This window comes from Bradyrhizobium sp. 31Argb (genome assembly GCF_043638955.1).
GTDB lineage: Bacteria > Pseudomonadota > Alphaproteobacteria > Rhizobiales > Xanthobacteraceae > Bradyrhizobium.
In genome coordinates, this window is the sequence record NZ_JBEGDB010000143.1 from 1 (window position 1) to 20,432 (window position 20,432).

General features: G+C 63.4%; 16 protein-coding genes. 8 read left to right on the forward strand and 8 right to left on the reverse strand.

Going from position 1 to position 20,432, the window contains the following annotated elements:
- Positions 1–92: 92 nt before the first annotated feature.
- A complete protein-coding gene (locus tag AAFX91_RS24785; RefSeq protein ID WP_394568289.1) occupies positions 93–1,244 on the reverse strand; it encodes an HlyD family secretion protein in 1,152 nt (383 codons plus the stop codon).
- 144 nt (positions 1,245–1,388) lie between these two features.
- Here AAFX91_RS24785 and AAFX91_RS24790 point away from each other — a divergent pair, with 144 nt between their 5' ends.
- The 5 genes from AAFX91_RS24790 (at position 1,389) to mctP (ending at position 6,941) form a co-directional block, all read left to right on the forward strand.
- Positions 1,389–2,300 carry a LysR family transcriptional regulator gene (locus AAFX91_RS24790; RefSeq protein WP_130580726.1) on the forward strand — a complete coding sequence of 304 codons (912 nt, stop codon included), beginning with the start codon at positions 1,389–1,391 and terminating at the stop codon, positions 2,298–2,300.
- A gap of 215 nt (positions 2,301–2,515) precedes the next feature.
- Positions 2,516–3,790: a serine hydrolase domain-containing protein gene (locus AAFX91_RS24795; RefSeq protein WP_394568291.1), complete on the forward strand. Its 1,275-nt coding sequence runs from the start codon at positions 2,516–2,518 to the stop codon at positions 3,788–3,790.
- Positions 3,791–3,821: 31 nt separating this feature from the next.
- Positions 3,822–5,006, forward strand: coding sequence for an acyltransferase (locus AAFX91_RS24800; RefSeq protein WP_130580723.1), 1,185 nt, complete (start codon positions 3,822–3,824; stop codon positions 5,004–5,006).
- A gap of 247 nt (positions 5,007–5,253) precedes the next feature.
- A complete protein-coding gene (locus tag AAFX91_RS24805) occupies positions 5,254–5,430 on the forward strand; it encodes a DUF3311 domain-containing protein (RefSeq protein ID WP_130580722.1) in 177 nt (58 codons plus the stop codon).
- Positions 5,431–5,441: 11 nt separating this feature from the next.
- Entirely contained in the window at positions 5,442–6,941 is a 1,500-nt protein-coding gene (mctP, locus tag AAFX91_RS24810) for a monocarboxylate uptake permease MctP (protein WP_394568293.1), read from the forward strand.
- Here the strand turns inward: mctP and AAFX91_RS24815 are convergent.
- Complete coding sequence (locus AAFX91_RS24815; RefSeq protein WP_130580720.1) at positions 6,914–10,357, reverse strand: indolepyruvate ferredoxin oxidoreductase family protein; 3,444 nt, start codon at positions 10,355–10,357, stop codon at positions 6,914–6,916. The genes mctP and AAFX91_RS24815 overlap by 28 nt on opposite strands.
- Positions 10,358–10,509: 152 nt before the next feature.
- Between AAFX91_RS24815 and AAFX91_RS24820 the strand changes: the two genes are divergently transcribed.
- Positions 10,510–10,989, forward strand: a complete 480-nt coding sequence (locus AAFX91_RS24820) for an Lrp/AsnC family transcriptional regulator (RefSeq protein ID WP_130580719.1) — start codon at positions 10,510–10,512, stop codon at positions 10,987–10,989.
- A gap of 123 nt (positions 10,990–11,112) precedes the next feature.
- Here the strand turns inward: AAFX91_RS24820 and AAFX91_RS24825 are convergent, their stop codons facing one another.
- The 3 genes from AAFX91_RS24825 to AAFX91_RS24835 are packed head-to-tail and all read right to left on the reverse strand — an operon-like array spanning position 11,113 to position 14,346.
- The gene (locus AAFX91_RS24825) at positions 11,113–11,898 is read right to left on the reverse strand and encodes a fumarylacetoacetate hydrolase family protein (RefSeq protein WP_130580718.1); all 786 of its coding nucleotides are present in this window, start codon (positions 11,896–11,898) and stop codon (positions 11,113–11,115) included.
- A gap of 12 nt (positions 11,899–11,910) precedes the next feature.
- Positions 11,911–13,278, reverse strand: a complete 1,368-nt coding sequence (locus tag AAFX91_RS24830; protein ID WP_394568297.1) for an LLM class flavin-dependent oxidoreductase — start codon at positions 13,276–13,278, stop codon at positions 11,911–11,913.
- 15 nt (positions 13,279–13,293) lie between these two features.
- On the reverse strand, positions 13,294–14,346 hold the full coding sequence (locus AAFX91_RS24835) for an Ldh family oxidoreductase (RefSeq protein ID WP_394568299.1): 1,053 nt from the start codon (positions 14,344–14,346) through the stop codon (positions 13,294–13,296).
- 377 nt (positions 14,347–14,723) lie between these two features.
- Between AAFX91_RS24835 and AAFX91_RS24840 the strand changes: the two genes are divergently transcribed.
- On the forward strand, positions 14,724–18,287 hold the full coding sequence (locus AAFX91_RS24840; RefSeq protein WP_394568301.1) for an EAL domain-containing protein: 3,564 nt from the start codon (positions 14,724–14,726) through the stop codon (positions 18,285–18,287).
- Here the strand turns inward: AAFX91_RS24840 and AAFX91_RS24845 are convergent.
- From AAFX91_RS24845 to AAFX91_RS24855, 3 genes are all read right to left on the reverse strand, one after another.
- Complete coding sequence (locus AAFX91_RS24845; protein WP_245476428.1) at positions 18,261–18,626, reverse strand: hypothetical protein; 366 nt, start codon at positions 18,624–18,626, stop codon at positions 18,261–18,263. The two genes, AAFX91_RS24840 and AAFX91_RS24845, sit on opposite strands and share 27 nt — an antisense overlap.
- Before the next feature lie 31 nt (positions 18,627–18,657).
- Positions 18,658–18,897, reverse strand: coding sequence for a DUF2171 domain-containing protein (locus AAFX91_RS24850; protein ID WP_130580714.1), 240 nt, complete (start codon positions 18,895–18,897; stop codon positions 18,658–18,660).
- Between the two features lie 149 nt (positions 18,898–19,046).
- Positions 19,047–19,511, reverse strand: coding sequence for a cupin domain-containing protein (locus tag AAFX91_RS24855; RefSeq protein ID WP_130584263.1), 465 nt, complete (start codon positions 19,509–19,511; stop codon positions 19,047–19,049).
- Positions 19,512–19,736: 225 nt separating this feature from the next.
- Here AAFX91_RS24855 and AAFX91_RS24860 point away from each other — a divergent pair, with 225 nt between their 5' ends.
- A complete protein-coding gene (locus AAFX91_RS24860) occupies positions 19,737–20,330 on the forward strand; it encodes a DUF1080 domain-containing protein (protein ID WP_394568303.1) in 594 nt (197 codons plus the stop codon).
- Positions 20,331–20,432 lie beyond the last annotated feature (102 nt).

The following is a 20,432-nucleotide window of genomic DNA, read 5'->3' on the forward strand; positions in this document are numbered from 1 at the left end:
AGGCTTCCTCCTAAAAGAAAGCCTTGAATCACGTTCAATCTGATTTGAGAATCCCAAGAGTCCACACGGCCTAGCGCATGATGAACTCACCGCTAGCCCCCGTTCGGATGCGCGGCGCCGGAGGCGAGCCGGCTTTTGGCTTCGCGCTCGGCCAGCACGGTGGCCTTGGTGTCGACGGTCGGCACCGCGGACATGCCCGGGCGCAACAGGCCCTTCAGCCTGATATCATCGAGCACGATCTTGACCGGCACGCGCTGCACGATCTTGGTGAAGTTGCCGGTCGCGTTGTCCGGCGGCGGTAGCGCGAATTCGAGCCCGCTCGCGGGCGACAGGCTGTCGACATGGCCGCGCAGCTTGGTGCCGCGGAAACTGTCGATCTCGACTTCGACCGGCTGGCCGTTGCGCACATTCGTGAGCTGCGTCTCCTTGAAGTTGGCGACGACATAGACGGCGTCGAGCGGCACGACCGCCATCAACTGCGTGCCGGCCTGAACATACTGTCCGACCCTGAGCGAGCGCGCGCCGACGGTGCCGTCGACCGGCGCGGTGATGCGGGCATAGCTGAGGTTCAACGATGCCTGCTGCTCCATCGCACGGGCACGGTCGAGCTGGGCGACCGCCTTGGCACGTTCGGTGGTGAGTACATCGACCTTGCGCTGGGCGGCGAGCAGGCCGGATCTGGAGTGCTGCAATTGCGCGTTGTTGGCACGAAGCGCGGCATCGGTCTGCTGCGCGCGCTGCACCGTGCCGGAGCCGGTCTTCATCAGCCCCTCGTAACGAGCCTGCTCTTCCTGCGCGAATTTCAGATTGGCTTCGGCGGCGGCGACGTCGGCGGTGCCTTGCTCGATAATCGGCTGCTGCAGCGCGAGCTGGGCATCGAGGTTGCGCACCGCGGCCTCGGAGGCGTCGACATCGGCATGGGCCTGGGCGAGCGCGGCGCGGAAATCGCGGTCGTCGATTTCGGCCAGCAACTGGCCGGCCGTGACCGGCTGGTTGTCGCCGACCAGCACCTGCGCGATGTACCCGGAGACCTTTGGCGAGACGATCGTGGAATCGGCCTTCACATATGCGTCATCGGTCGATTCGAGGTAGCGGCCGGTGGTGAGGTAGTCGTAGCCGAAATCGGCAATGCCGGCGATGCCGAGCACGGCAGCCAGCGCCAATGCCGCCCGCCTGACCGCCAGCCGCGACGGGCGCAGGCTTATTTTTTCTTTTGTATCAGTGACATAGGATGTCGTCGACATGGCTACCCCGCATGCGTTTAGGCGCGCCTCCTCACGCAGGAGGGCGCCAAATCCGTGGGGTAGATGCGATGTCTCCAGCGCTGTGATAATCCCGCAAAAACTGGAAGGATTATCCAGTGAGAGCAAACAATCGGGAACTCGCTCATGGACCGGTTGACCAGCCTGACGGCCTTTGTCCGGGTGGTGGATAGCGGCGGCTTTTCGGCCGCCGGGCGCCGCCTCAACATGTCCACGACGATGGTCAGCAACCACGTCCAGGCGCTGGAGGATCGGCTCGGCGTCCGGCTGCTCAACCGCACCACGCGCAAGGTGAGCCTTACCGAGGTGGGGCGCACCTATTACGACCGCTGCGTCCAGATCCTTGCCGACATCGAGCAGGCCGACGACATCGCGGGCGCGCTGCACTCGACGCCGCGAGGCACGCTGCGCGTCTATACCCATACCCACACGGTGCCGTATGTCGCGCCCGTCGTCGCCGAGTTCCTCAAGACTTATCCGGAGGTCAAAGTCGATCTCTCGATGGGCGAGCGCACGGTCGACATGATCGACGAGGGCTTTGACGTGGCTGTGCGCATGATCCGGCCGCCGGATTCAAGCCTGATCGTGCGCAGTCTCGCCACCTGGCGCCACGTGCTGTGCTGCTCGCACGACTATATCGAACGGCATGGAACGGTGCATGAGCTCGCCGAGCTCAGCGAGCGCGATTGCGTCCGCCATGTGAATTATCCTTACCAGGACGAGTGGCGGTTCATCGATCGCGGCGGCGCGCCGGCATCGGTGAAGGTGTCCGGCCGGTTCATCACCAACAGCGGCGAGGCGCTGCGCATGGCGGCGCTGCAGGGCGCCGGCATTTGCCTCGCTGCAGGGTTCATGGTTCACGGCGATCTCGAAGCCGGACGGCTGGTCCGCCTGCTGCCGGAATACCGGCCCGTCGAGCTTTCGCTGAATGCGGTCTATCCGCACCGCCATCATCTATCGGCGAAGGTGCGGACCTTCATCGACATGCTGGTCGACCACAGCGCCGAGCAGCGGAAGCTGATCGACCCGTATTCGTGATGCCGCAATCGCCGGGTTGGTAGGGTGGGCAAAGCGCAGCGTGCTCACCATTCACGGCGTGCTCGGAATGGTGGGCACGCTGCGCTTTGCCCACCCCACAATTCGTCGCTCTTTTCGTATTTGCCCGTTCGCGCACCGCCGTCTGATATGAGATGATGGCGCAGCGCGCCGCAATCCAATAAATTGCCGGTGACCGGAGGGCAGGAGGGAGCAGCATGTTTGCGCTGAAGCGGGTGTCATTGCGCCGAATCATGACGCCGCTTGCCGTGATGCTCGCCTGCCTGATCGCGCCGCTGCCGGCCGCAGGCTTCGGACCGCCACCGAATGCGCCGCTGTCGATGGAAAAGCTCTCGCGTCTCGACGACTTCCTTACCGAGCAGAGCGCGACCGGAAAGATTCCTGGCGCGGCGCTGCTGATCCAGCGGCATGGCAAGCCGATCTATTTCAAATGCTTCGGCAAGCGCGACGTCGAAGCGAACATCGACATGACCACGGATACGATCTTTCCGCTGCATTCGGTGACGAAGACCGTCACCAGCGTGGCGGCGATGATCCTGATCGACCGCGGCAAGATCGCGCTCGACGATCCCGTCAGCAAATACATCCCCTCCTTTGCCAACATGAAGGTCGGCGTCGAGCGCAAGGACGAGTCGGGCCGCCCGGTGCTCGATCTGGTGCCGCTGGTCCGTCCGATCACGATCGAGGATCTGTTGCTGCATACTTCGGGCATCACCTACGGCTTCTATGGCACGGGGCTGGTGAAGGCGGCCTATGACGGCATCTATCTCGGCGATTTCGACAATGCCGAATTCGCCGCGCGGATCGCGAAGCTGCCGCTCGCCGAGCAGCCGCGCACATTATGGGACTACGGTCATTCGATCGATGTGCTCGGCCGCGTCATCGAGGTCGCATCGGGGCAATCGCTCTATGAGTTCGAGAAGACGGCGCTGTTCGAGCCGCTCGGCATGACCACGACCAAATATTTCCTGACCGATCCGGCGGAGCGCGCCCGCTACGCGCGGCGGCTGCGCAGTGACGAGCGTGTCGAGCGCAATCCGCTCGACGTCACGCGTTGGGAATCCGGCGGCGGCGGCCTGGTGTCGACGGTAGCCGACATGGCGCGTTACGGCCAGATGCTGCTCAATGGCGGCACGCTGGATGGCAAGACCATCCTCGGCCCGAAAACCTTTAAGGCGATGACGACTGACCATATCGGGCCGGGATCGGGCGTCGCCCGCAACTTTTTCTATTATCCTGGCGACGGCTTTGGCTTCGGCTACGGGTTCGGCATCCGCACCGATGCCGGCAACGCCGTGCCGCCTCCGCCGGGCTCGCCCGGCGAGATCAAGTGGGACGGCGCGTCGGGGGCGTATATCGTCGTCGACCCGGCCCAGGACATGTTCTTCGTGCTGCTCTTGAACGCGCCCTCCGGGCGATGGCACGTTGAGGTCAACGTCAAGAAGATCGTTTACGACGCATTCGAAAAGTGATCGAACAGAAATCTGATCCGGAACGGCCCCGATGCTGCGCAAGACCGATGGAACCGATCAAAGCGCAATCGCGACGACCCGCATCGTTGCGCTCGACCGCGCGCGCACCTTCATCATCCTGTTGGTGCTGATCCATCATTCGGTGGTGAACTACACTCATTTCGGCAGCGGCGACAAAGCGCGCTGGCTCGGCTTCGATCTCGTCGTGCTGTTCAACGACAGTTTCTTCATGGCCTGCATGTTCCTGATCTCGGGCCTGTTCGTACACGACAGCCTGACGCGCCGGGGAGGAGCGAATTTCATCGCCAGCCGCACCTGGCGCCTCGGCATTCCCTATCTGGTATCGATCTTCGTGCTAATGCCGGTGGCCTATTATCCGACCTTCCTGCGCTATCATCTGCCTGATACCACCGATTTCAATTTCTTCCATTTCTGGTGGCACACGCTCACCATCGGGCCGTGGCCGTCGGGACCGGCGTGGTTCTTGTGGGTGCTGCTCGCGTTCAATATTCTGACCGTCGCCGTATGGTCGCTCGGGCCGCGGCTGCTCAAGGGCTTGGGCCAGGTGATCTTCGTGACGCGCAACCGGCCGATGACGGTGTTCGCCGCATTCCTGATGGTCTCGCTCGTCTCCTACGTGCCGATGCGCCTGATCTTCGGTGATGCGAGCTGGCTCGAGCCGGGCGGTTATCCGCTGCCGATCCAGACCAGCCGCATCTTGCTCTATGCCGCCTATTTCTTCACCGGCGTCGGCATCGGCGTGGTCAGCCTGCGCAGGGGCATTTTCGCGGAAGACGGCGAAGTGGCGAAGCGCTGGCTGCTGTGGCTTGGCTACGCGCTCGCGTTCTACGGCGCGATCCTGTTCCTGGTCTACGCTCACCACAACTGGATCGATTTCAACAATCCGCCGACGTGGTGGGAAGTGGCTTACGCCTTTGCTTTCGCGCTGTTCAGCGCGGCGATGGCGTTCGCGCTGCCGGCAACCTTCCTGCGTTTCGCAAAGGCCAAATTACCCATGTTAGATGCCATGCAGCCATCGGCTTATGGCATCTATCTCCTGCACTACATCTTCATCATCTACCTGCAATACCTGGTCTACGACCGTGCCTGGCCGGCCGGCGTGAAGGCCGCCATCGTGTTCGCCGGTACGCTCGCGGCAAGCTGGGCGCTGACGATGGCGCTGCGCAGGATCCCGATCGTGGCGCGGATGATCTAGTACCGTAGCCCGGGTGGAGCGGAACGCGGAACCCGGGACATCTGCATCAGCGGTTACGAGTTTCCCCGGGTTACGCTGACGCTCCACCCGGGCTACGAGGCTGTTTCCCCAAGTGCTGAGATGAAGCTCGCTCGCGCAACGCAGCAATGTCGAAATGTGCTTGGCTCAGCAACGATCCACTGGTTACAGCGTTTCCAGTCACGAGCCGGCGCGAGGTCGCCGGCGAGCCTGGAGTTAGAATCCTGCGATGTGGTTGTTGTTGCTGCTGCCGTTCGTCGGCCTGTTGTGGGTGCCCTTCTATAATTTCATGGAACCGTCGCTGTTCGGCTTTCCCTTCTTCTACTGGTATCAGCTCGCCTGGGTGCCGATCACTTCACTCTTGATCTGGCTGGTGTACCGCGGCCGCAAGCCTGACGAAGCCTGAGGACGCGCGTCATGGCCGATCAGATCGAATGGATTCCGCTTTCCGTCTTCGTTTTCTTCTTTGCGCTCGTCACCGTCATGGGCCTCATGGCGGCGCGCTGGAAATCCGGCGCCACCAGCGAGCATCTCGATGAATGGGGGCTCGGTGGCCGGCAATTCGGCACCTGGATCACCTGGTTCCTCGTCGGCGGCGACTTCTATACTGCCTACACCATCATCGCCGTGCCCGCGCTGGTGTATGCTGTCGGCGCCTATGGCTTCTTTGCGCTGCCTTACACCATCATCGTCTATCCCTTCGTGTTCGCGGTGATGCCTCTGTTGTGGAAAGTGGCGCATGCCAAAGGCTACGTCACCGCTGCTGACGTCGTGCACGGCACCCATGAATCGCGCGCGCTCGAATTCGTCGTCGCGCTCACCGGCATCGTCGCGACGATGCCCTATATCGCGCTGCAGTTGATCGGCATGGGCGTCGTGATCAAGGCGATGGGACTAACCGGCGAACTGCCGCTCGTCGCGGCCTTCGTCATCCTTGCGCTCTATACCTATAGTTCCGGCCTGCGCGCGCCGGCGCTGATCGCCTTCGTCAAGGACGTGATGATCTATATCGTCGTGCTGGTGGCGGTCGTAGTGGTGCCGGCGAAGCTCGGCGGTTACGCCGCAGTGTTCGCCGCCGCGAATGATGCCTTCACGGCAAAGGGCGGCGCCACCGGCCTGATCCTGAAACCGTCGCAGATGCTCCCTTACGCGACGCTCGCGCTCGGCTCGGCGCTCGCGGCCTTCATGTATCCGCACACGCTGACCGGCATCTTTGCTTCCAAATCTGCCGAGACGATCCGCAAGAATGCGATCCTGCTGCCGGCCTATACGCTGCTGCTCGGCCTGATCGCGCTGCTTGGCTACATGGCCCATGCCGCGCACATCCAGGTGTCCTCGCCGAACGACGTGGTGCCGATGCTGTTCAAGGCGCTGTTCCCGTCCTGGTTCGCAGGCTTCGCCTTCTCGGCGATCGCGATCGGCGCTTTGGTGCCGGCGGCGGTGATGAGCATCGGCGCCGCCAACCTCTTCACGCGCAATATCTGGAAGTCCTACATCAATCCAGACATCACCCATGCCGGCGAGGCATCGGTGGCGAAGATCGCCTCGCTGGTGGTGAAGGTCGGCGCGTTGGCCTTCATCCTGTTCCTGCCGACGCAATATGCGCTCGACCTGCAACTGCTCGGCGGCCTCTGGATCATGCAGATCCTGCCGGCGCTGGTGTTCAGCCTGTTCACACGCTGGTTCCGCGCCGAAGGGTTGCTGCTCGGTTGGGCGGCCGGGATCGGCTGGGGATCATGGACGGCGTGGAGCAATGGGCTGAAGCCGCTGGCAACGATCAGCTACGGTGGCGATAGCTACAGCTTCTATGTCGGGCTCGGCGCGCTGATCCTCAACATCGCCGTTGCGGCGATCGCGACGGTGGTGGTCACCTGGCTGTCACCGGCGGCTCAACGCGACGCCCCGGCGCGATCCTGACGCAGCGCCGACAGGCGCGCGACCTCCACCTTCACCTTGGCGATTGCGGCGTCCTTCACCGGGCCGTAGCCGCGGATTTCCATCGGTGCTCTGGCAATCGTGAGGATGTCGGGCATCCGTCGCGCATCGAGCCTGCCGAGCATGGCATCGATCTGTCCCTCATACCAAGCGATGAGGTCGCGCTCCGCGCGGCGCTCGGCGGTGTAGCCGAAGACGTCGAACGGCGTGCCGCGCAGCGTCTTCAGGCGCGCAAGGATCTTCAGAGGCGTCCTGATCCATGGGCCGAAGCTGCGCTTGCGTGGCCGGCCGCGCGCGTCCTTGCTTGCCGGCAGGAATGGCGGCGCCAGATGATATCTCACCGAGAAGTCGCCTTCGAACTGCTGGCGCAATTCGTCGAGGAAGCCGGTCTCCATGTGAAGCCGCGCCACCTCATACTCGTCCTTGTAGGCCATCAGCTTGAACAAAGCGCGCGCGACTGCGTCCGTCAGCGCCTCGGTTCCCAGCGAAGCTTCCGCATCCTGCACACGCTTCACCATTTTCCGGTAGCGCGCGGCATAGGCTGCATCCTGGTAGGCCGTCAGAAAGTCGGCGCGGCGCGCAATCGTCTGATCAAGCGTTTCCGCTTCGATCATTCTCGCATTATCCGCGCCGGGCAGGAAGTTCGGATCGGCGCTGGCGATGCGTCCCCAGGCAAAGGCCTGCTTGTTGCGTTCGACGGCGACGCCGTTGAGCTCGATCGCGCGGAGCAGCGCGTTCAGCGAGACCGGGACCAGTCCCTGCTGCCAGGCGAAGCCGAGCATGATGATGTTGGCATAGACGGTATCGCCGAGCAGCCGCTCGGCCAGCGCATTGGCGTCGATCGCGCCGAGATGACCGCAGCCGATCACGTTCTCGATGGCGCGCAGGCGGGCTGATGCAGCAAGGTCCGCATCGCGGAAGCGAACGACGTCGCCGGTCGGCATCTCCGCGCTGTTCATCGCGGCGCGCATGCCCTTCCGATAGGTGCCCGACGCCTTGGCAGAGGAACTGACGACGACATCGCAGCCGATCAGCGCGTCGGCCGCGCCCTGGTCGATGCGAACCTGGTGCAGTTCGTCTGGGCTCGACGCGATGCGGATGTAGCTCAGCACTGGCCCGAACTTCTGCGCAAAGCCGGTGAAATCGAGCACCGAGACGCCGCGGCGCTCAAGATGCGCGGCCATGCTGATCAGCGCACCCACGGTGATGACGCCGGTGCCGCCGACGCCGGTCACGAGGAGATCATAGGGACGATCGAGCGGTGCAAGCGGCGACAGGGGCAGCATGGCGGCACGCGCCTGTGGATCGATGCTGCTCGCAGACTTCGCACGGCGCTTGGCGCCTTCCACGGTGACGAAGCTCGGGCAGAAGCCGTTGAGGCAGGAGAAATCCTTGTTGCAGGTGGAGAGATTGATGCGGCGCTTGCGGCCGAACGGCGTCTCCTTCGGCTCGACGCTGAGGCAGTTCGATTCGACCGAGCAGTCGCCGCAACCTTCGCAGACGAGGTCGTTGATATAGGCAAAGCGGGGCGGGTCTTCGATCTGGGCGCGCTTGCGCCGGCGGCGTTTTTCGGTGGCGCAGGTCTGCTGGTAGATCAGCACGGAGACGCCGGGAATTTCGCGCAGCTCGCGTTGCACGGCATCCATCTCCTCGCGCGGATGGATGGTGACGCCGATGGGGAAGTCGGCGGGCGCAAACTGCGAGGGAGCATCCGAGACCAGCGCGATCCGCGACACGCCTTCGGCGCGGACGCTGTGGGCGATGGCATGCACGCTCACGGGCCCGTCGACCGGCTGGCCACCGGTCATGGCAACCGCGTCGTTGAACAGGATCTTGTAGGTGATGTTGGCGCCGGCCGCGACGGCCTGGCGGATCGCCATCGATCCGGAGTGATAATAGGTGCCTTCGCCGAGATTCTGGAAGATGTGCTTGTTGCCGGTGAAGCGCGACGATGCCGCCCAGTTGACACCTTCGCCGCCCATCTGGATCAAGGACGAGGTCTCGCGGTCCATCCAGCTCGCCATGAAATGGCAGCCGATGCCGGCGAGCGCCTTCGATCCCTCGGGCACTTTGGTCGAGGTGTTGTGCGGGCAGCCGGAGCAGAAATAGGGTGTGCGCGTTGCGCCCGCGACCGTGATGACGCGCTGTGCATCGGGCGCGAGCGCGGCGGTGCGCTTCGCAAGATCGAGGCCGGGGAAGATTGGGTCGAGGCGCCGCGCCAGCACGTCGGCGAGCGCGCGTGGCGACAATTCGCCGATCCATGAGATCAGGCGCGCGCCGGTCTCGTCATGCTTGCCGACCATCCACTCCGGCTTCGAGCCCGGATAGTCGTAGAAATATTCCTTGAACTGGCTTTCGATGATACCGCGCTTCTCCTCCACCACGAGGATCTCGCGTTTGCCCTTCACGAACTCCATCGCATCGTGCAGCGCGAGCGGCCAGACCATGCCGACCTTATAGATATCGATGCCGAGGCGGCGGCAGGCGGCCTCATCGAGGCCTAGCAGCCGCAGCGCTTCCATCAGGTCGAGATGCGCCTTGCCGGTCGTGACGATGCCATAGGTCGCATGCGGGATGTCGTAGATGTGGCGGTCGATCGGGTTGGCTTTTGCAAAGGCGTAGACCGCGTGCTTCTTTGCTTCCAATCGCTCCTCGATCTGCGGACCTGGAAGATCGGGCCAGCGATAGTGCAGGCCGCCGGGCGGCGGCGTGAAATCGGGGGCGCGAAAAGCGCGCGGCGGGCGCAGTGCAACGGAGGCGCCGGATTCGACGATCTCCGAGATCGCCTTGAAGCCGACCCACATGCCGGAGAAGCGGCTCAGCGCGTAGCCGTATTCGCCGAATTCGAGATATTCGGCGACGCTTGCCGGATGCAGCGTCGGCATGAACCAGCTCATGAAGGCGACGTCGGACTGGTGCGGCATCGAGGAGGAGACACAGCCATGATCGTCGCCCGCGACAACAAGCACGCCGCCATGCGGCGACGAGCCATAGGCATTACCGTGTTTCAGCGCATCGCCGGAACGGTCGACGCCCGGGCCCTTGCCGTACCAGAGGCCGAACACACCTTGCACGGTGCGATCGGGCTGGGTCTCGACCTGCTGCGAGCCGAGCACCGCGGTTGCCGCAAGGTCTTCGTTGACTGCGGGCAGGAATTCGATGCGCTCCGCCTTGAGGCGATCGGCGATGCGCCAGAGTTCGAGATCGACGCCGCCGAGCGGCGAACCGCGATAGCCGGAGATGAAGCCGGCGGTGTTGAGCCCCGCCGCGCGGTCGCGTTTCGCCTGGTCGAGCACGATGCGGACGATCGCCTGCGTGCCCGTGAGGAAGACGCGCCCGTGATCGCGTTCGTAGCGGTCGGAAAGCTGGTAGGTGTCGAGGGAGGAAATGGCGTCCATGGCCGGCCTCGCGCATCGGATTCGAGTCCCTCGACGGTAATCCCGTCGGTCTGGCAAGTGTTACCTATTCATCCCAAAAACGCGCCGAAAATCGGTAGAATTTTGTAGGGAGCTATGATTTTTGGTGGAGCTTACCAAACGGAGATGCCCTCATGGTCGAAGAGCAGGACGAACGCATCCTCACTGAGCTGCAGAAGAACGGACGCGCGACCAACCAGGAGCTTGCCGAGGCGGTCGGCATGTCGACCTCGGCCTGCTGGCGGCGCGTGCGCGCGCTGGAGGAGTCCGGGGTGATATCGGGCTATTCGGCGCTGGTGGAGCGCGAGCGCGCCGGCTTCGCGACCTCGGCGATCCTTCATGTCTCGCTGGAGCGGCATGATGCGAAATTCGTCGACGAATTCGTGGCGCGGGTGAAACGGCGCAGTGAGGTCCTGGAATGTTTCGCGACCACGGGCGACGCCGACTATCACCTGCGCGTCGTGGTGCGCGACATGCACGCCTATAATCAGTTCCTTGACGAGTTCATGTTCCGCGTGCCCGGCATCCGCTATGTCCGCACCAACATGATCCTGAAGGAGATCAAGACCGGCGTCGCCCTGCCGTTTGACACCCGGCGGCCGCGGAAGGATTAAGGGAGCGATCCGCGGACGCGATGCCGTAGCCCGGGTGAAGCGTTAGCGTAACCCGGGGCGGGTCGCAAACGTTGACGCAGATGTCCCCGGGTTACGCGTTCCGCTTCACCCGGGCTACAAGTTTCAGAGGTTCTCTCTTACGAACCGGTTACGCAGCGTGCCGATGCCGGTGATGTCGATCTCGACAACGTCGCCCGCTTTCAGGTCCGGCGAGGCGCCGTCGGTGCCCATCCAGATCACGTCGCCCGGCCACAGCGTGAAATACTTCGTCAATTCGACGATGAAGGGGACGATGCCGAAGATCATGTCGTTGGTGCGGAAGCGGTTGGTCTCCTTGCCGTTGACCCGCACCACCGTCTCCATGGTGTCGAGATCGACATCGGTCTCGATCCATGGACCCATCGGCTTGAAGGTGTCGGCATTCTTGGAGCGCCACAGGCCGCGGTCGGCCTTCTGCCAACTGCGCTCACTGACGTCGTTGCCGATGGTGTAGCCGAACACGCAAGACATCGCGTTTGCCGCATCGAGGTGTTTTGCCTTCTTGCCGATGACGACCACGAGCTCGCCCTCGTAGTGGATATTTTCCGTTGCAGTCGCGGGGATCACCACGTCCTCGTCATGGGCGATCAGCGCGTTCTGGGCGCGGTAGCCGATTTCGGGCCGGTCAGGCACGGCCGGGATCTCGCCGCGCTTGTCGGCGGCTTCCTTCAGGTGCTTCAGATAATTCAGCCCGACGCAATAGAAGGTGCGCGGGATCAGCGGCAGCTCGATCCTCACGTCGCCAAGTGCATGCGTCAGCGCGGTGCGCCGCCATTCGCCGAAGGGATCGCCGTCCACGGTGATGACCTTCTCACCCTCGACGTGACCCCAGGAGGTTTTTCCCTGGGCGGTGAATTTGAGCCAACGCATCGATTTTCTCTCTTATTCGGCCGCGACCTGCGGTTGGGTTTTCCACACACCGGCGACGGGACGGGGCAGGCCGAGATTCTCGCGCAGCGTCTTGCCGGCGTAGTCACGGTGGAAGAGCCCGCGGCGCTGCAATTCCGGCACGACGTGGCGAACGAAATCAGCGTAGGAACCGGGCACATAGCTCGCCGCAATGACAAAGCCGTCGCAGCCGCGCCCGACGAACATCTCCTCCAGCCGATCGGCGATTTCCTTCGGTCCGCCGACGATCGCATCCTGCACCAGGCCGCGGCCGGAGAAGGTGATGAAGTCGCGCGTGCTCGGATTGGCCTTGCCGGAGGTTTTCAGCACGCCGTCGCGGATGCCGAGCATGCCTTGCATGCCCTGCAGTTCTTTCGTCGTCAGCGGCTCGTCGATGCCCTTGGCGCCGAAATCGAAATTCAGCCCCTCGGCGAGCAGCGACAGCGCGTCGATCTCCAGCGGCAGCTTCTGGATCAGCGCCATCCGGTCTTCCGCCTCGGCCTTGGTTGCGCCGCAGACCGGCGTTGTCAGATTGCAGAGAAACATCTGCTCGGGATCGCGGCCGGCCGTTGCGGCCTCATTGCGGATCGCCTCATAGCCTTGCCTTGCGCTCGCAAGATTGCGCGCGGCGGTGAAGATCACCTCGCCCCATCGCCCGGCGAAGCGCTGGCCGCGGCCGGAAGCGCCGGCCTGGATGATGACAGGATGGCCCTGCGGCGAACGCGGCACCGTGAAGGGTCCGCGCGACTTGAAGAACTTTCCATCGTGATCGAGCCGCTTCACCTTGGTCGGATCGGCAAAGCGGCCGCTCTTTTTGTCGATGATAACAGCGCCGTCTTCCCAGGAATCCCAATGGCCGAGCACGACCTCCATGAATTCGTCGGCGCGGTCGTAGCGCAAATCGTGTTCGAGATGGTGCTCGCGGCCCATGTTGAGCGCTTCGCCGTCATTGACCGACGTCACCACGTTCCAGCCGGCACGGCCGCCGGTCATCAGGTCGAGGGTGGCGAAACGGCGCGCGACGTCGAACGGCTCGTAATAGGTGGTCGAACAGGTCGAGGCGAGGCCGAGCTTCTCGGTGACCATGCCCATCGTGGTCAGCACGATGATCGGATCCATCTTCACGCAGCGGATGCCGTATTCGACGGTATGGGCGTGATCGTTGCCATAGCGGTCCGGCATCGCCAGACGGTCGTCGAAGAACGCCATGTGGAATTTGCCGGCTTCCAGGATCCGCGCGATCTCCTGGTAGTAATCCGCCGACATCGAATCGTCGCGCGATTCCGGATGGCGCCAGGAGCCCGGCAGATTGGTGCAGTTCTGCGCCTGCAGGAAGCCGACCAGTGCCATTTGCCGTGTCATGCCGTTATCCCTGTCTCACGCCAGATCGAGTTGTTTTGTCAGCCCGTACTCGCCGGCGAGCGCGCGGAGCTTGTCCCAGGTCGCATCCTCGATCTCGATGCCGTTCTTCCCACGCTCCTGCTCGCGCAGAAATTCGACCTCGCCGGGATAGAACACGCCCGGACTTCCTTCCGAGGCCGGCGTCGATTTCAGGTAGCGTGCAAACTCCGCCACCTCGCGCTTGAAATCCTGCAGCGGACGGAAGGCGGCAACATTGAACACCGCCATGAAGCGTCCGTCATTGTGGCGCCCGGTCGGCTCAACGCCGAATCCAAGCCCGGTGAGCAGGCCGCACAGGACTTCCACCATTGCTGCCAGGCCAGAGCCCTTATAGCCCTCGCTGCCGCCGAGCGGCAGCAACGCGCCGCCCTTGCGATAGTCTGTCGGGTCGGTGGTGTGGCGGCCCTCGGCGTCGATGATCCATCCGGTTGGAATCCGTTCGCCGCGCGCGACCGCGAGCTGGATCTTGCCGGCCGCGACCGCCGATGTCGCCATGTCCAGATAGAAGGGCGCCTCGAGCTCGGAGGGCACTGCGATCGAGATCGGGTTGGTGCCGAGCCGCGCCTCGCGGCCGCCGAACGGCGCGACGTGTTTTGGCGAGCGGCCGGAATCGGCGGTGGCAATCCCGATCATGCCCTCGCGCATCGCCATCAGCGGATAGTGCGCGAGCCGCCCGACATGGCTCTGCCGGAACACGGTGCAGGCGGCGACATTGGCGGTCTTCGCCTTCGCAATCGTCAATTCCATCGCCTTGGCATTGACGTGGAAGCCAAAGCCCCAATTGCCGTCGATCACGGTCGTGGTCGGCGATTCCTGGACGATGGTCCATTTCGCGCCGGGCACGATATGGCCGGCCTTGATGCGGTCGATATAGGTCGGGACCGCGATGATCCCGTGCGAGTCGTGACCGGCGAGGTTGGCGTTGACGCAGCCGACCGCGACCGCCTGGGCTTCCTCCTCCGACGCGCCGGCGCCGCGCAGCAGCGCCGCACCGATGCGGGTGAGACGATCGGCGTGGACGATCGGCATGGGGTTTCCTCAGGTTGAAGCCCGCGTCACGTGGCGGGTCTTGCTTGTTTGTGGTTCGCCATGGTCTCAAAGGAGTAGGCGACGAGCAAGGCCAGAATGTCCGGTCCGCCATGACGCCGGCGCGGCTTTTCAGGGCAGCGGGTCTCATGGCAGGGAACCGAGCCCCTGCAGGGGTCGCGTCGCGCCTCAGTCAGTGGCGCGCCGCGTCAGAAGAAATCGTCAACAAACCGGTAATTTTGCGGGGGTTCTATCCGACTTTGTTCGCCCCACATTTACTCTGACTCGCAACTTATAGCTGTTCCTAACGTCCACTTAGGTCTCTGCTCCGCATAAAATCCCGCGGGGCCGGCCGAGACTGGCCGCAGGGAGTTGATCGCTTGGAGCAGACCATCAGGGGTACCTTCGCGGCGTTGAACGCCAGCAACGAAGCGATCCTGTACGCCAAATCGCCGGAGGAGCTGTACGCCAAGGTCTGCGAGGCCGCGTTTTCCAGCGGCGACTTCCTGGCGACGGCGGTCTTCCTGCTGGATGCCGAGACCAGCCTGCTGCGCTTTGCGGTCGGGTTCGGCGACGATATCGCGCGGCTGCGCGGCATCCCCGTCTCGATCATAGCGAATACGCCGGAGGGCGAAGGGGTGTGCGGACAGGCGTTCCGGGACCAGAAGGCCTGTGTCAGCAACGACTATCTGAATGACCAGCGCTCGCTCGCCTGGCGCGCCGGCGTCCGCGATAGCGAGGTTGCCGCGGCAGCGGCAATGCCGCTGATCTGCAATGGCCGCAGCGTCGGCGTTTTCCTTGTCACCCGGCGCGAGGTCGGCTCGCTCGGCAACGAGCTCGTGTCGCTGCTGGCGCGCATGGCCGCGAATGTTTCGTTTGCGCTGGACAATTTCGAGCATGAGCGCATGCGCAAGAGCAGCGAACGGGCGATGCGCCGGCTGAACCAGATGTTCGGCGCCATCAGCGCGACCAACGAAGCGATCCTTCGCGCCAAGACCGAGCACGATCTCTATCAGCGGGTCTGCGACGCCGCCGTCCATAGCGGGAAATCCGTTGCCGCCGTGGTCCTGCTCGCTGACCCGGATTCCCATTGGCTCGAACCGGTCGCCGGCACTGGCGACGCCATCGACCTGATCACGCAAACGCGCTTCTCGATCGATCCGGACAATATCTACGGCAAGGGCGTCTGCGGGCAGGCGTTCCGGACGCAGCGGCCGTGCATCAACAACGATATCCCGAAATCGGACGGTCCGTGGCGACAGGTGGGATACGACGCCGGCGTCATGGCCTGCATCGCGGTCCCCGTGACCAAGTTCGGCAAGAGCATCGGCGTCTTGTTGTTCTTTGTCGGCAGGTCGTGGGCGACGGACGAAGAGATCGTCGCGCTGATGGCGCGGATCGCCGAGAACGTATCGGTGGCGCTCGACAATTTCGAACACGCCAATGAAAAGGCCAGGGCCGAGCGGCAAAAGGATCGGTTGTCGCGAATGTTCGCGGCGCTGAGCGCGACCAACGAAGCGATCATGCGGGCGAAGTCACGAGAGGAGATGTTCAAGCTGGTGTGCCAGGCGGCCGGCAAGGGCGCCAGGTTCAACTCGACCAGCATCTTCCTGGTCGCGCCCGGCAGCGACTATCTCGAGATGGCGGCGACCGCAGGACCGACGTCCGAGAACGCCCGCAATCTCAAGGTATCGATCGACGAGGCTGTTCCGGAGGGGCGCGGGCTTTGCGGGACGGCATTCCGTTCCAGGCAGGCCAGCATCAACAACAACTTCCTGAAGGACATTGAGGACAGTGCGTTCCGGGACATCATCGAACGCGAGGGCGCGCGATCGGGCGCGGCGTTCCCGTTGTTCGTCGACGGTGAGCCGGTCGGCGTGATGCTCTTCATCTCGTCCGAACACGACACCTTTATCGCCGAGTTCGCCGAACTGCTGCAGCGGCTGGCTGACAACGTGTCGTTCGCGCTTGGCAGCTTCGAGCGCGCTGACGAGAAGGCGAGGACCGAGGAGCAGAAGGAGCGGCTGACGCGGATGTTTGCGGCGCTCAGCGCCACCAACGAAGCGATCATGCGGGCGAAGTCGCGGACCGAGCTGTTCCACCTGGTCTGCGAGGCCGCCGTCGTCGGCGGCAATTTCACCTCCACCGCGATTGCGCTGGAGCGGCCAGGCGACGACTACCTGGAAAACGTCGCCTCGGCCGGTCCCGACGGCGAGCGCGCGTTCAACGTGCGTCTGTCCATCAATGCGGCGCATCCCGAAGGGCGGAGCCTCACCGGCATCGCGTTCCGCACCCGGAAACCCTGCATCAGCAACGACTATCTCGGCGACTTCGGCGATTCGAGCCCGTTCTATCAGGTCCTGCGCGACGCCGGCACCCGCTCGGGCGCCGCATTTCCGTTATTGAAGAACGGCAAGCCGATCGGCGCCATCATCTTCCTCTCCTGCGAGATCGGCGCCGTCAGCCCCGAGTTGATCGGGCTGTTGCGACGTCTCGCCGATAACGTCTCGTTCGCGCTGGAAAATTTCGATCGCGCCGACGAGAAGGCGAGGGCCGACGAGCGGATCGAATATCTCGCCTCGCACGACGGCCTGACGCGTTTGCCCAACCGGGAAACCTTCAACGAATTGCTGCGCCACGCGATCGAGGTGGCCGGCCGTCATCAGCGTCAGTTCGCGCTGCTGTTCATCGATCTCGACCGTTTCAAGGTCATCAACGATTCGCTTGGCCACGACGCCGGCGACCTGCTGCTGGTCAAGATCGCCGATCGCCTACGCGGGACCTTGCGTTCGAGCGACGTCATCGCCCGGCTCGGCGGCGATGAATTCGTCGTCATTCTGGAAGAGACCGACCGTGCCGACGTCGAGACGATCGCCGAGAGCCTGTTGTCGGCACTCAGCCAGCCGCTGCAACTGAGCGGCCACGAATGCCAGACCACGGCCTCGATCGGCGTCGCGATGTATCCTGCGGATGGCTTGGACGCCAAGACGCTGACCAAGAACGCCGACATGGCGATGTATCTCGCCAAGGAGGACGGCAAGAACGGCTTCCGCTTCTACTCCAAGGAGATCAAGACGCAGTCGATTGAGCGGCTGACGCTGGAGAATGCCCTGCGCCGCGCGCTGGAGCGCGATCAGTTCTCGCTCTTCTACCAGCCGAAGATCGACATCGCGAGCGGCCAGATCACCGGCGTCGAAGCGCTGCTGCGCTGGACCCATCCCGATCTCGGGCAGGTCGCGCCCGCCCAGTTCATTCCGCTTGCGGAGGAAATCGGGCTGATCGTGCCGATCGGTCGCTGGGTGCTGAAGGAGGCCTGCGCGCAGAACATGGCCTGGCAGCGCCGCGGCTTGCGGCCGGTGACGATGGCGGTCAACCTCTCGCCGCGGCAATTCGGCGACGAGAATCTCCTGCACGACGTCGACGAGGCGCTGCTTTCAAGCGGCATGTCGCCGGCGTTGCTGCAGCTCGAGGTCACCGAAAGCATGGTGATGCGCAACGTGCCCCGGACGATCCGGGTGCTGGATGCGATCCAGAGCCGCGGCATCCGCCTGGCGATCGACGATTTCGGCACCGGCTATTCGTCGATGTCGCTGATGAAGCAGTTTCCGATCGATACTATCAAGATCGATCGCTCCTTCGTGCGCGACCTCGCCCGCGACAGCGAGGACCAGGCGATCGCGCAGGCCATCATCAGCATGGGCAAGGCGCTCGGCATGACCGTGATCGCCGAGGGCGTGGAGACGGCCGAGCAGGAGCGCTTCCTGCGCGACCATGGCTGCGACGAGATGCAGGGCTTTCGGCTCAGCAAGCCGCTGCCCGCGCGGGAGCTCGCCGAGTTGTTGCGCTCGGCGCCGGCGCTTATTTCTCCGCCGCTGCAGCCTGAGGAAGATGCCGCGGACGATCAGGCAGCGTTGGACCTAGGGCGGAAACGCGCTGTCATCTGATGGCTGCACATGCAGGTCGCGCACATCCGAATCGGTCGACTTCACCTTGCGCGAGAAATCATAAGGCCACGGCAGATAGGTTTGGCCGGCAAGCGATTTGAGCAGGACAGCAGCGCCTGCGGCGTAAGTCTCGCCCTTGGCGAGGCCCAATCGGATACTCCAATCGGCCGGCAATTCCACCACGGATTGGCGCAGTTCGAATGCCGGCCCCCACCACCAGGCAGGCGCCGGCGGCCGTTCACTTTCCGGAATGGCGCGCCAGCGTCCATATTCGTCGACGATGCGCTCAAATTGCAGTTTCGCGGCTGGATGCATCGGGCTTCTCTGTTGTGCTCTCATGATATCCGCCTCCGCGCCCCGCGCAAAGCCGCTATTGCTGGCCGTGTTGCCAGTGCGTGGTCACCTCAGTGCCGGTCTTGTTCAGATGAACGTGCTGGTCGACATGGTCCACCCAGGACAGCGGAATGAAATGATGGTGCTGTCCGTCCGGTGAGCTTTGCTTGGTCAGCTTGATCTTGTCGGTTCCTTCGAGATGATCGACCTTTCCAACCGTCTTCCGGTCCGACGAGATGACGTCCATATGTTCCTTGATCTCTGTGGCCATTGCCATCGTTGATCTCCGTACAGTTGGAGAGGATGAACGCGGCAGCCGAGCAAAGGTTGCTGTGCGTGTAGGGTGGGCAAAGCGCAGCGTGCCCACCACCACGGGCGGAGTGCTTGACGGTGGGCACGCAGCGCTTTGCCCACCCTACGAAGTCGTTACTTCTCCTCCGCCGCGGTCGCCGTCGCCGGTCCTTCGCCCATGATCAGGAGCACGGCGTCCTCGTCCTTGGCGCCGTCCCAATGCACCTGCTTGCCGTAATGGGTGACGAAGCTGCCGGCGGGCATCGCCACGGTGCCTTTGTCCGGATCGAACTTCGTTCCCGATCCCACCCACCAGGTGCCTTGCAGCACGACAATATAGCGGTCGTTCGGATGGAAATGCGGATGGCTGAAATGGTTGCCCTTGGTCCATTTGGTATAGACCACGTAGAAGCCGGGCTTTGCGGGATCGCCGACCACCACGGCGTTCTGCGCGCCGCGCGCGTCCACTGGCCCCCAGGGAATCTGGTCAGGCAATTTATAGACAACGGCGGCGGGATTGAGCTCGGCGGCGGAGCCGATGCTCAGTGTGGCGGCGAGGGCAAGCGGGATTGCAAGGTAACGCCAGGCACTGACGATCATCACTTCCTCCCGTTTTCGGATGGACGCTTGGTTGGTCCATCTCTGTTGCGCTCGATGCTATTCGGGGGCGCTGGTGCTGGACAAGACGCACGCGTGCATGCGTGATCGGCGGATGCGCGGCTTCCCCGCACAACGCAACTGCAGCATCGAAATCGATTTGCGCTCGCACGCGGCAGTGATTAGTTTGCCCGCACAAATCAAAACAACATCGGGAGGATGCTTTTCATGAAACATGTGTGGACGCTTGCGGCCGGTCTTCTGATCGGTACCGCTATGTCCTTCAATCTCGCTTCCGCCGAGGGAGACGGCTGGGTCACATTGCTCGACGGTACCAAGAAAGGCGACTGGGACGAGGTGGGCAAGGCGAACTGGACGTTGAAGGACGGCGCGCTGGTCGCCGACAAGCTCGACGGCAAGGACCTGTCCTATCTCGTCAGCAAGAATTCCTACGAGGACTTCCAGATCAAGGCCGAGTTCTGGACTGACGAAGAAGCGAACAGCGGCATCTTCATCCGCTGCGACACCAACAAGACCATCGATTCCAAGGTCTGCTACGAGGTCAATATCTTCGACAAGCGGCCCGATCCGACCTACGGCACCGGCGCGATCGTCGATGTCGGCAAGGTCAATCCGATGCCCAAGGCGGCGGGCAAGTGGAACACCTATGAGATCACGGCGCAGGGCCCGCATCTCGTTGTCGTCCTCAACGGAGAGAAGACCGTCGACGTGCAGGACAGCAAGCACGCAAGTGGTCCGATCGCGCTTCAATATGGCTCGGGCGTGGTCAAGTTCCGCAACGTGCAGATCAAGCAGCTGTAGCGGCGTTCTCCCTTCCCCTGAAAGGGTAGGGGAATCGCATATGGCCTTAGGCCGTGTGGACAGTTACCTTATCCAGAGCAGAGTGGCGGCAATGGCGACGAC

Bases quoted from the DNA above. Each gene is read 5' to 3' on its own strand.
- AAFX91_RS24795 (WP_394568291.1), top strand. From the start codon at position 2,516: ATGTTTGCGCTGAAGCGGGTGTCATTGCGCCGAATCATGACGCCGCTT.
- AAFX91_RS24850 (WP_130580714.1), bottom strand. From the start codon at position 18,897: ATGGCAATGGCCACAGAGATCAAGGAACATATGGACGTCATCTCGTCG.
- AAFX91_RS24805 (WP_130580722.1), top strand. From the start codon at position 5,254: ATGTGGTTGTTGTTGCTGCTGCCGTTCGTCGGCCTGTTGTGGGTGCCC.
- AAFX91_RS24820 (WP_130580719.1), top strand. From the start codon at position 10,510: ATGGTCGAAGAGCAGGACGAACGCATCCTCACTGAGCTGCAGAAGAAC.
- AAFX91_RS24785 (WP_394568289.1), bottom strand. From the start codon at position 1,244: ATGTCGACGACATCCTATGTCACTGATACAAAAGAAAAAATAAGCCTG.
- AAFX91_RS24855 (WP_130584263.1), bottom strand. From the start codon at position 19,511: ATGATCGTCAGTGCCTGGCGTTACCTTGCAATCCCGCTTGCCCTCGCC.
- AAFX91_RS24790 (WP_130580726.1), top strand. From the start codon at position 1,389: ATGGACCGGTTGACCAGCCTGACGGCCTTTGTCCGGGTGGTGGATAGC.
- AAFX91_RS24845 (WP_245476428.1), bottom strand. From the start codon at position 18,626: ATGAGAGCACAACAGAGAAGCCCGATGCATCCAGCCGCGAAACTGCAA.
- mctP (WP_394568293.1), top strand. From the start codon at position 5,442: ATGGCCGATCAGATCGAATGGATTCCGCTTTCCGTCTTCGTTTTCTTC.
- AAFX91_RS24825 (WP_130580718.1), bottom strand. From the start codon at position 11,898: ATGCGTTGGCTCAAATTCACCGCCCAGGGAAAAACCTCCTGGGGTCAC.
- AAFX91_RS24860 (WP_394568303.1), top strand. From the start codon at position 19,737: ATGAAACATGTGTGGACGCTTGCGGCCGGTCTTCTGATCGGTACCGCT.
- AAFX91_RS24830 (WP_394568297.1), bottom strand. From the start codon at position 13,278: ATGACACGGCAAATGGCACTGGTCGGCTTCCTGCAGGCGCAGAACTGC.
- AAFX91_RS24835 (WP_394568299.1), bottom strand. From the start codon at position 14,346: ATGCCGATCGTCCACGCCGATCGTCTCACCCGCATCGGTGCGGCGCTG.
- AAFX91_RS24800 (WP_130580723.1), top strand. From the start codon at position 3,822: ATGCTGCGCAAGACCGATGGAACCGATCAAAGCGCAATCGCGACGACC.
- AAFX91_RS24815 (WP_130580720.1), bottom strand. From the start codon at position 10,357: ATGGACGCCATTTCCTCCCTCGACACCTACCAGCTTTCCGACCGCTAC.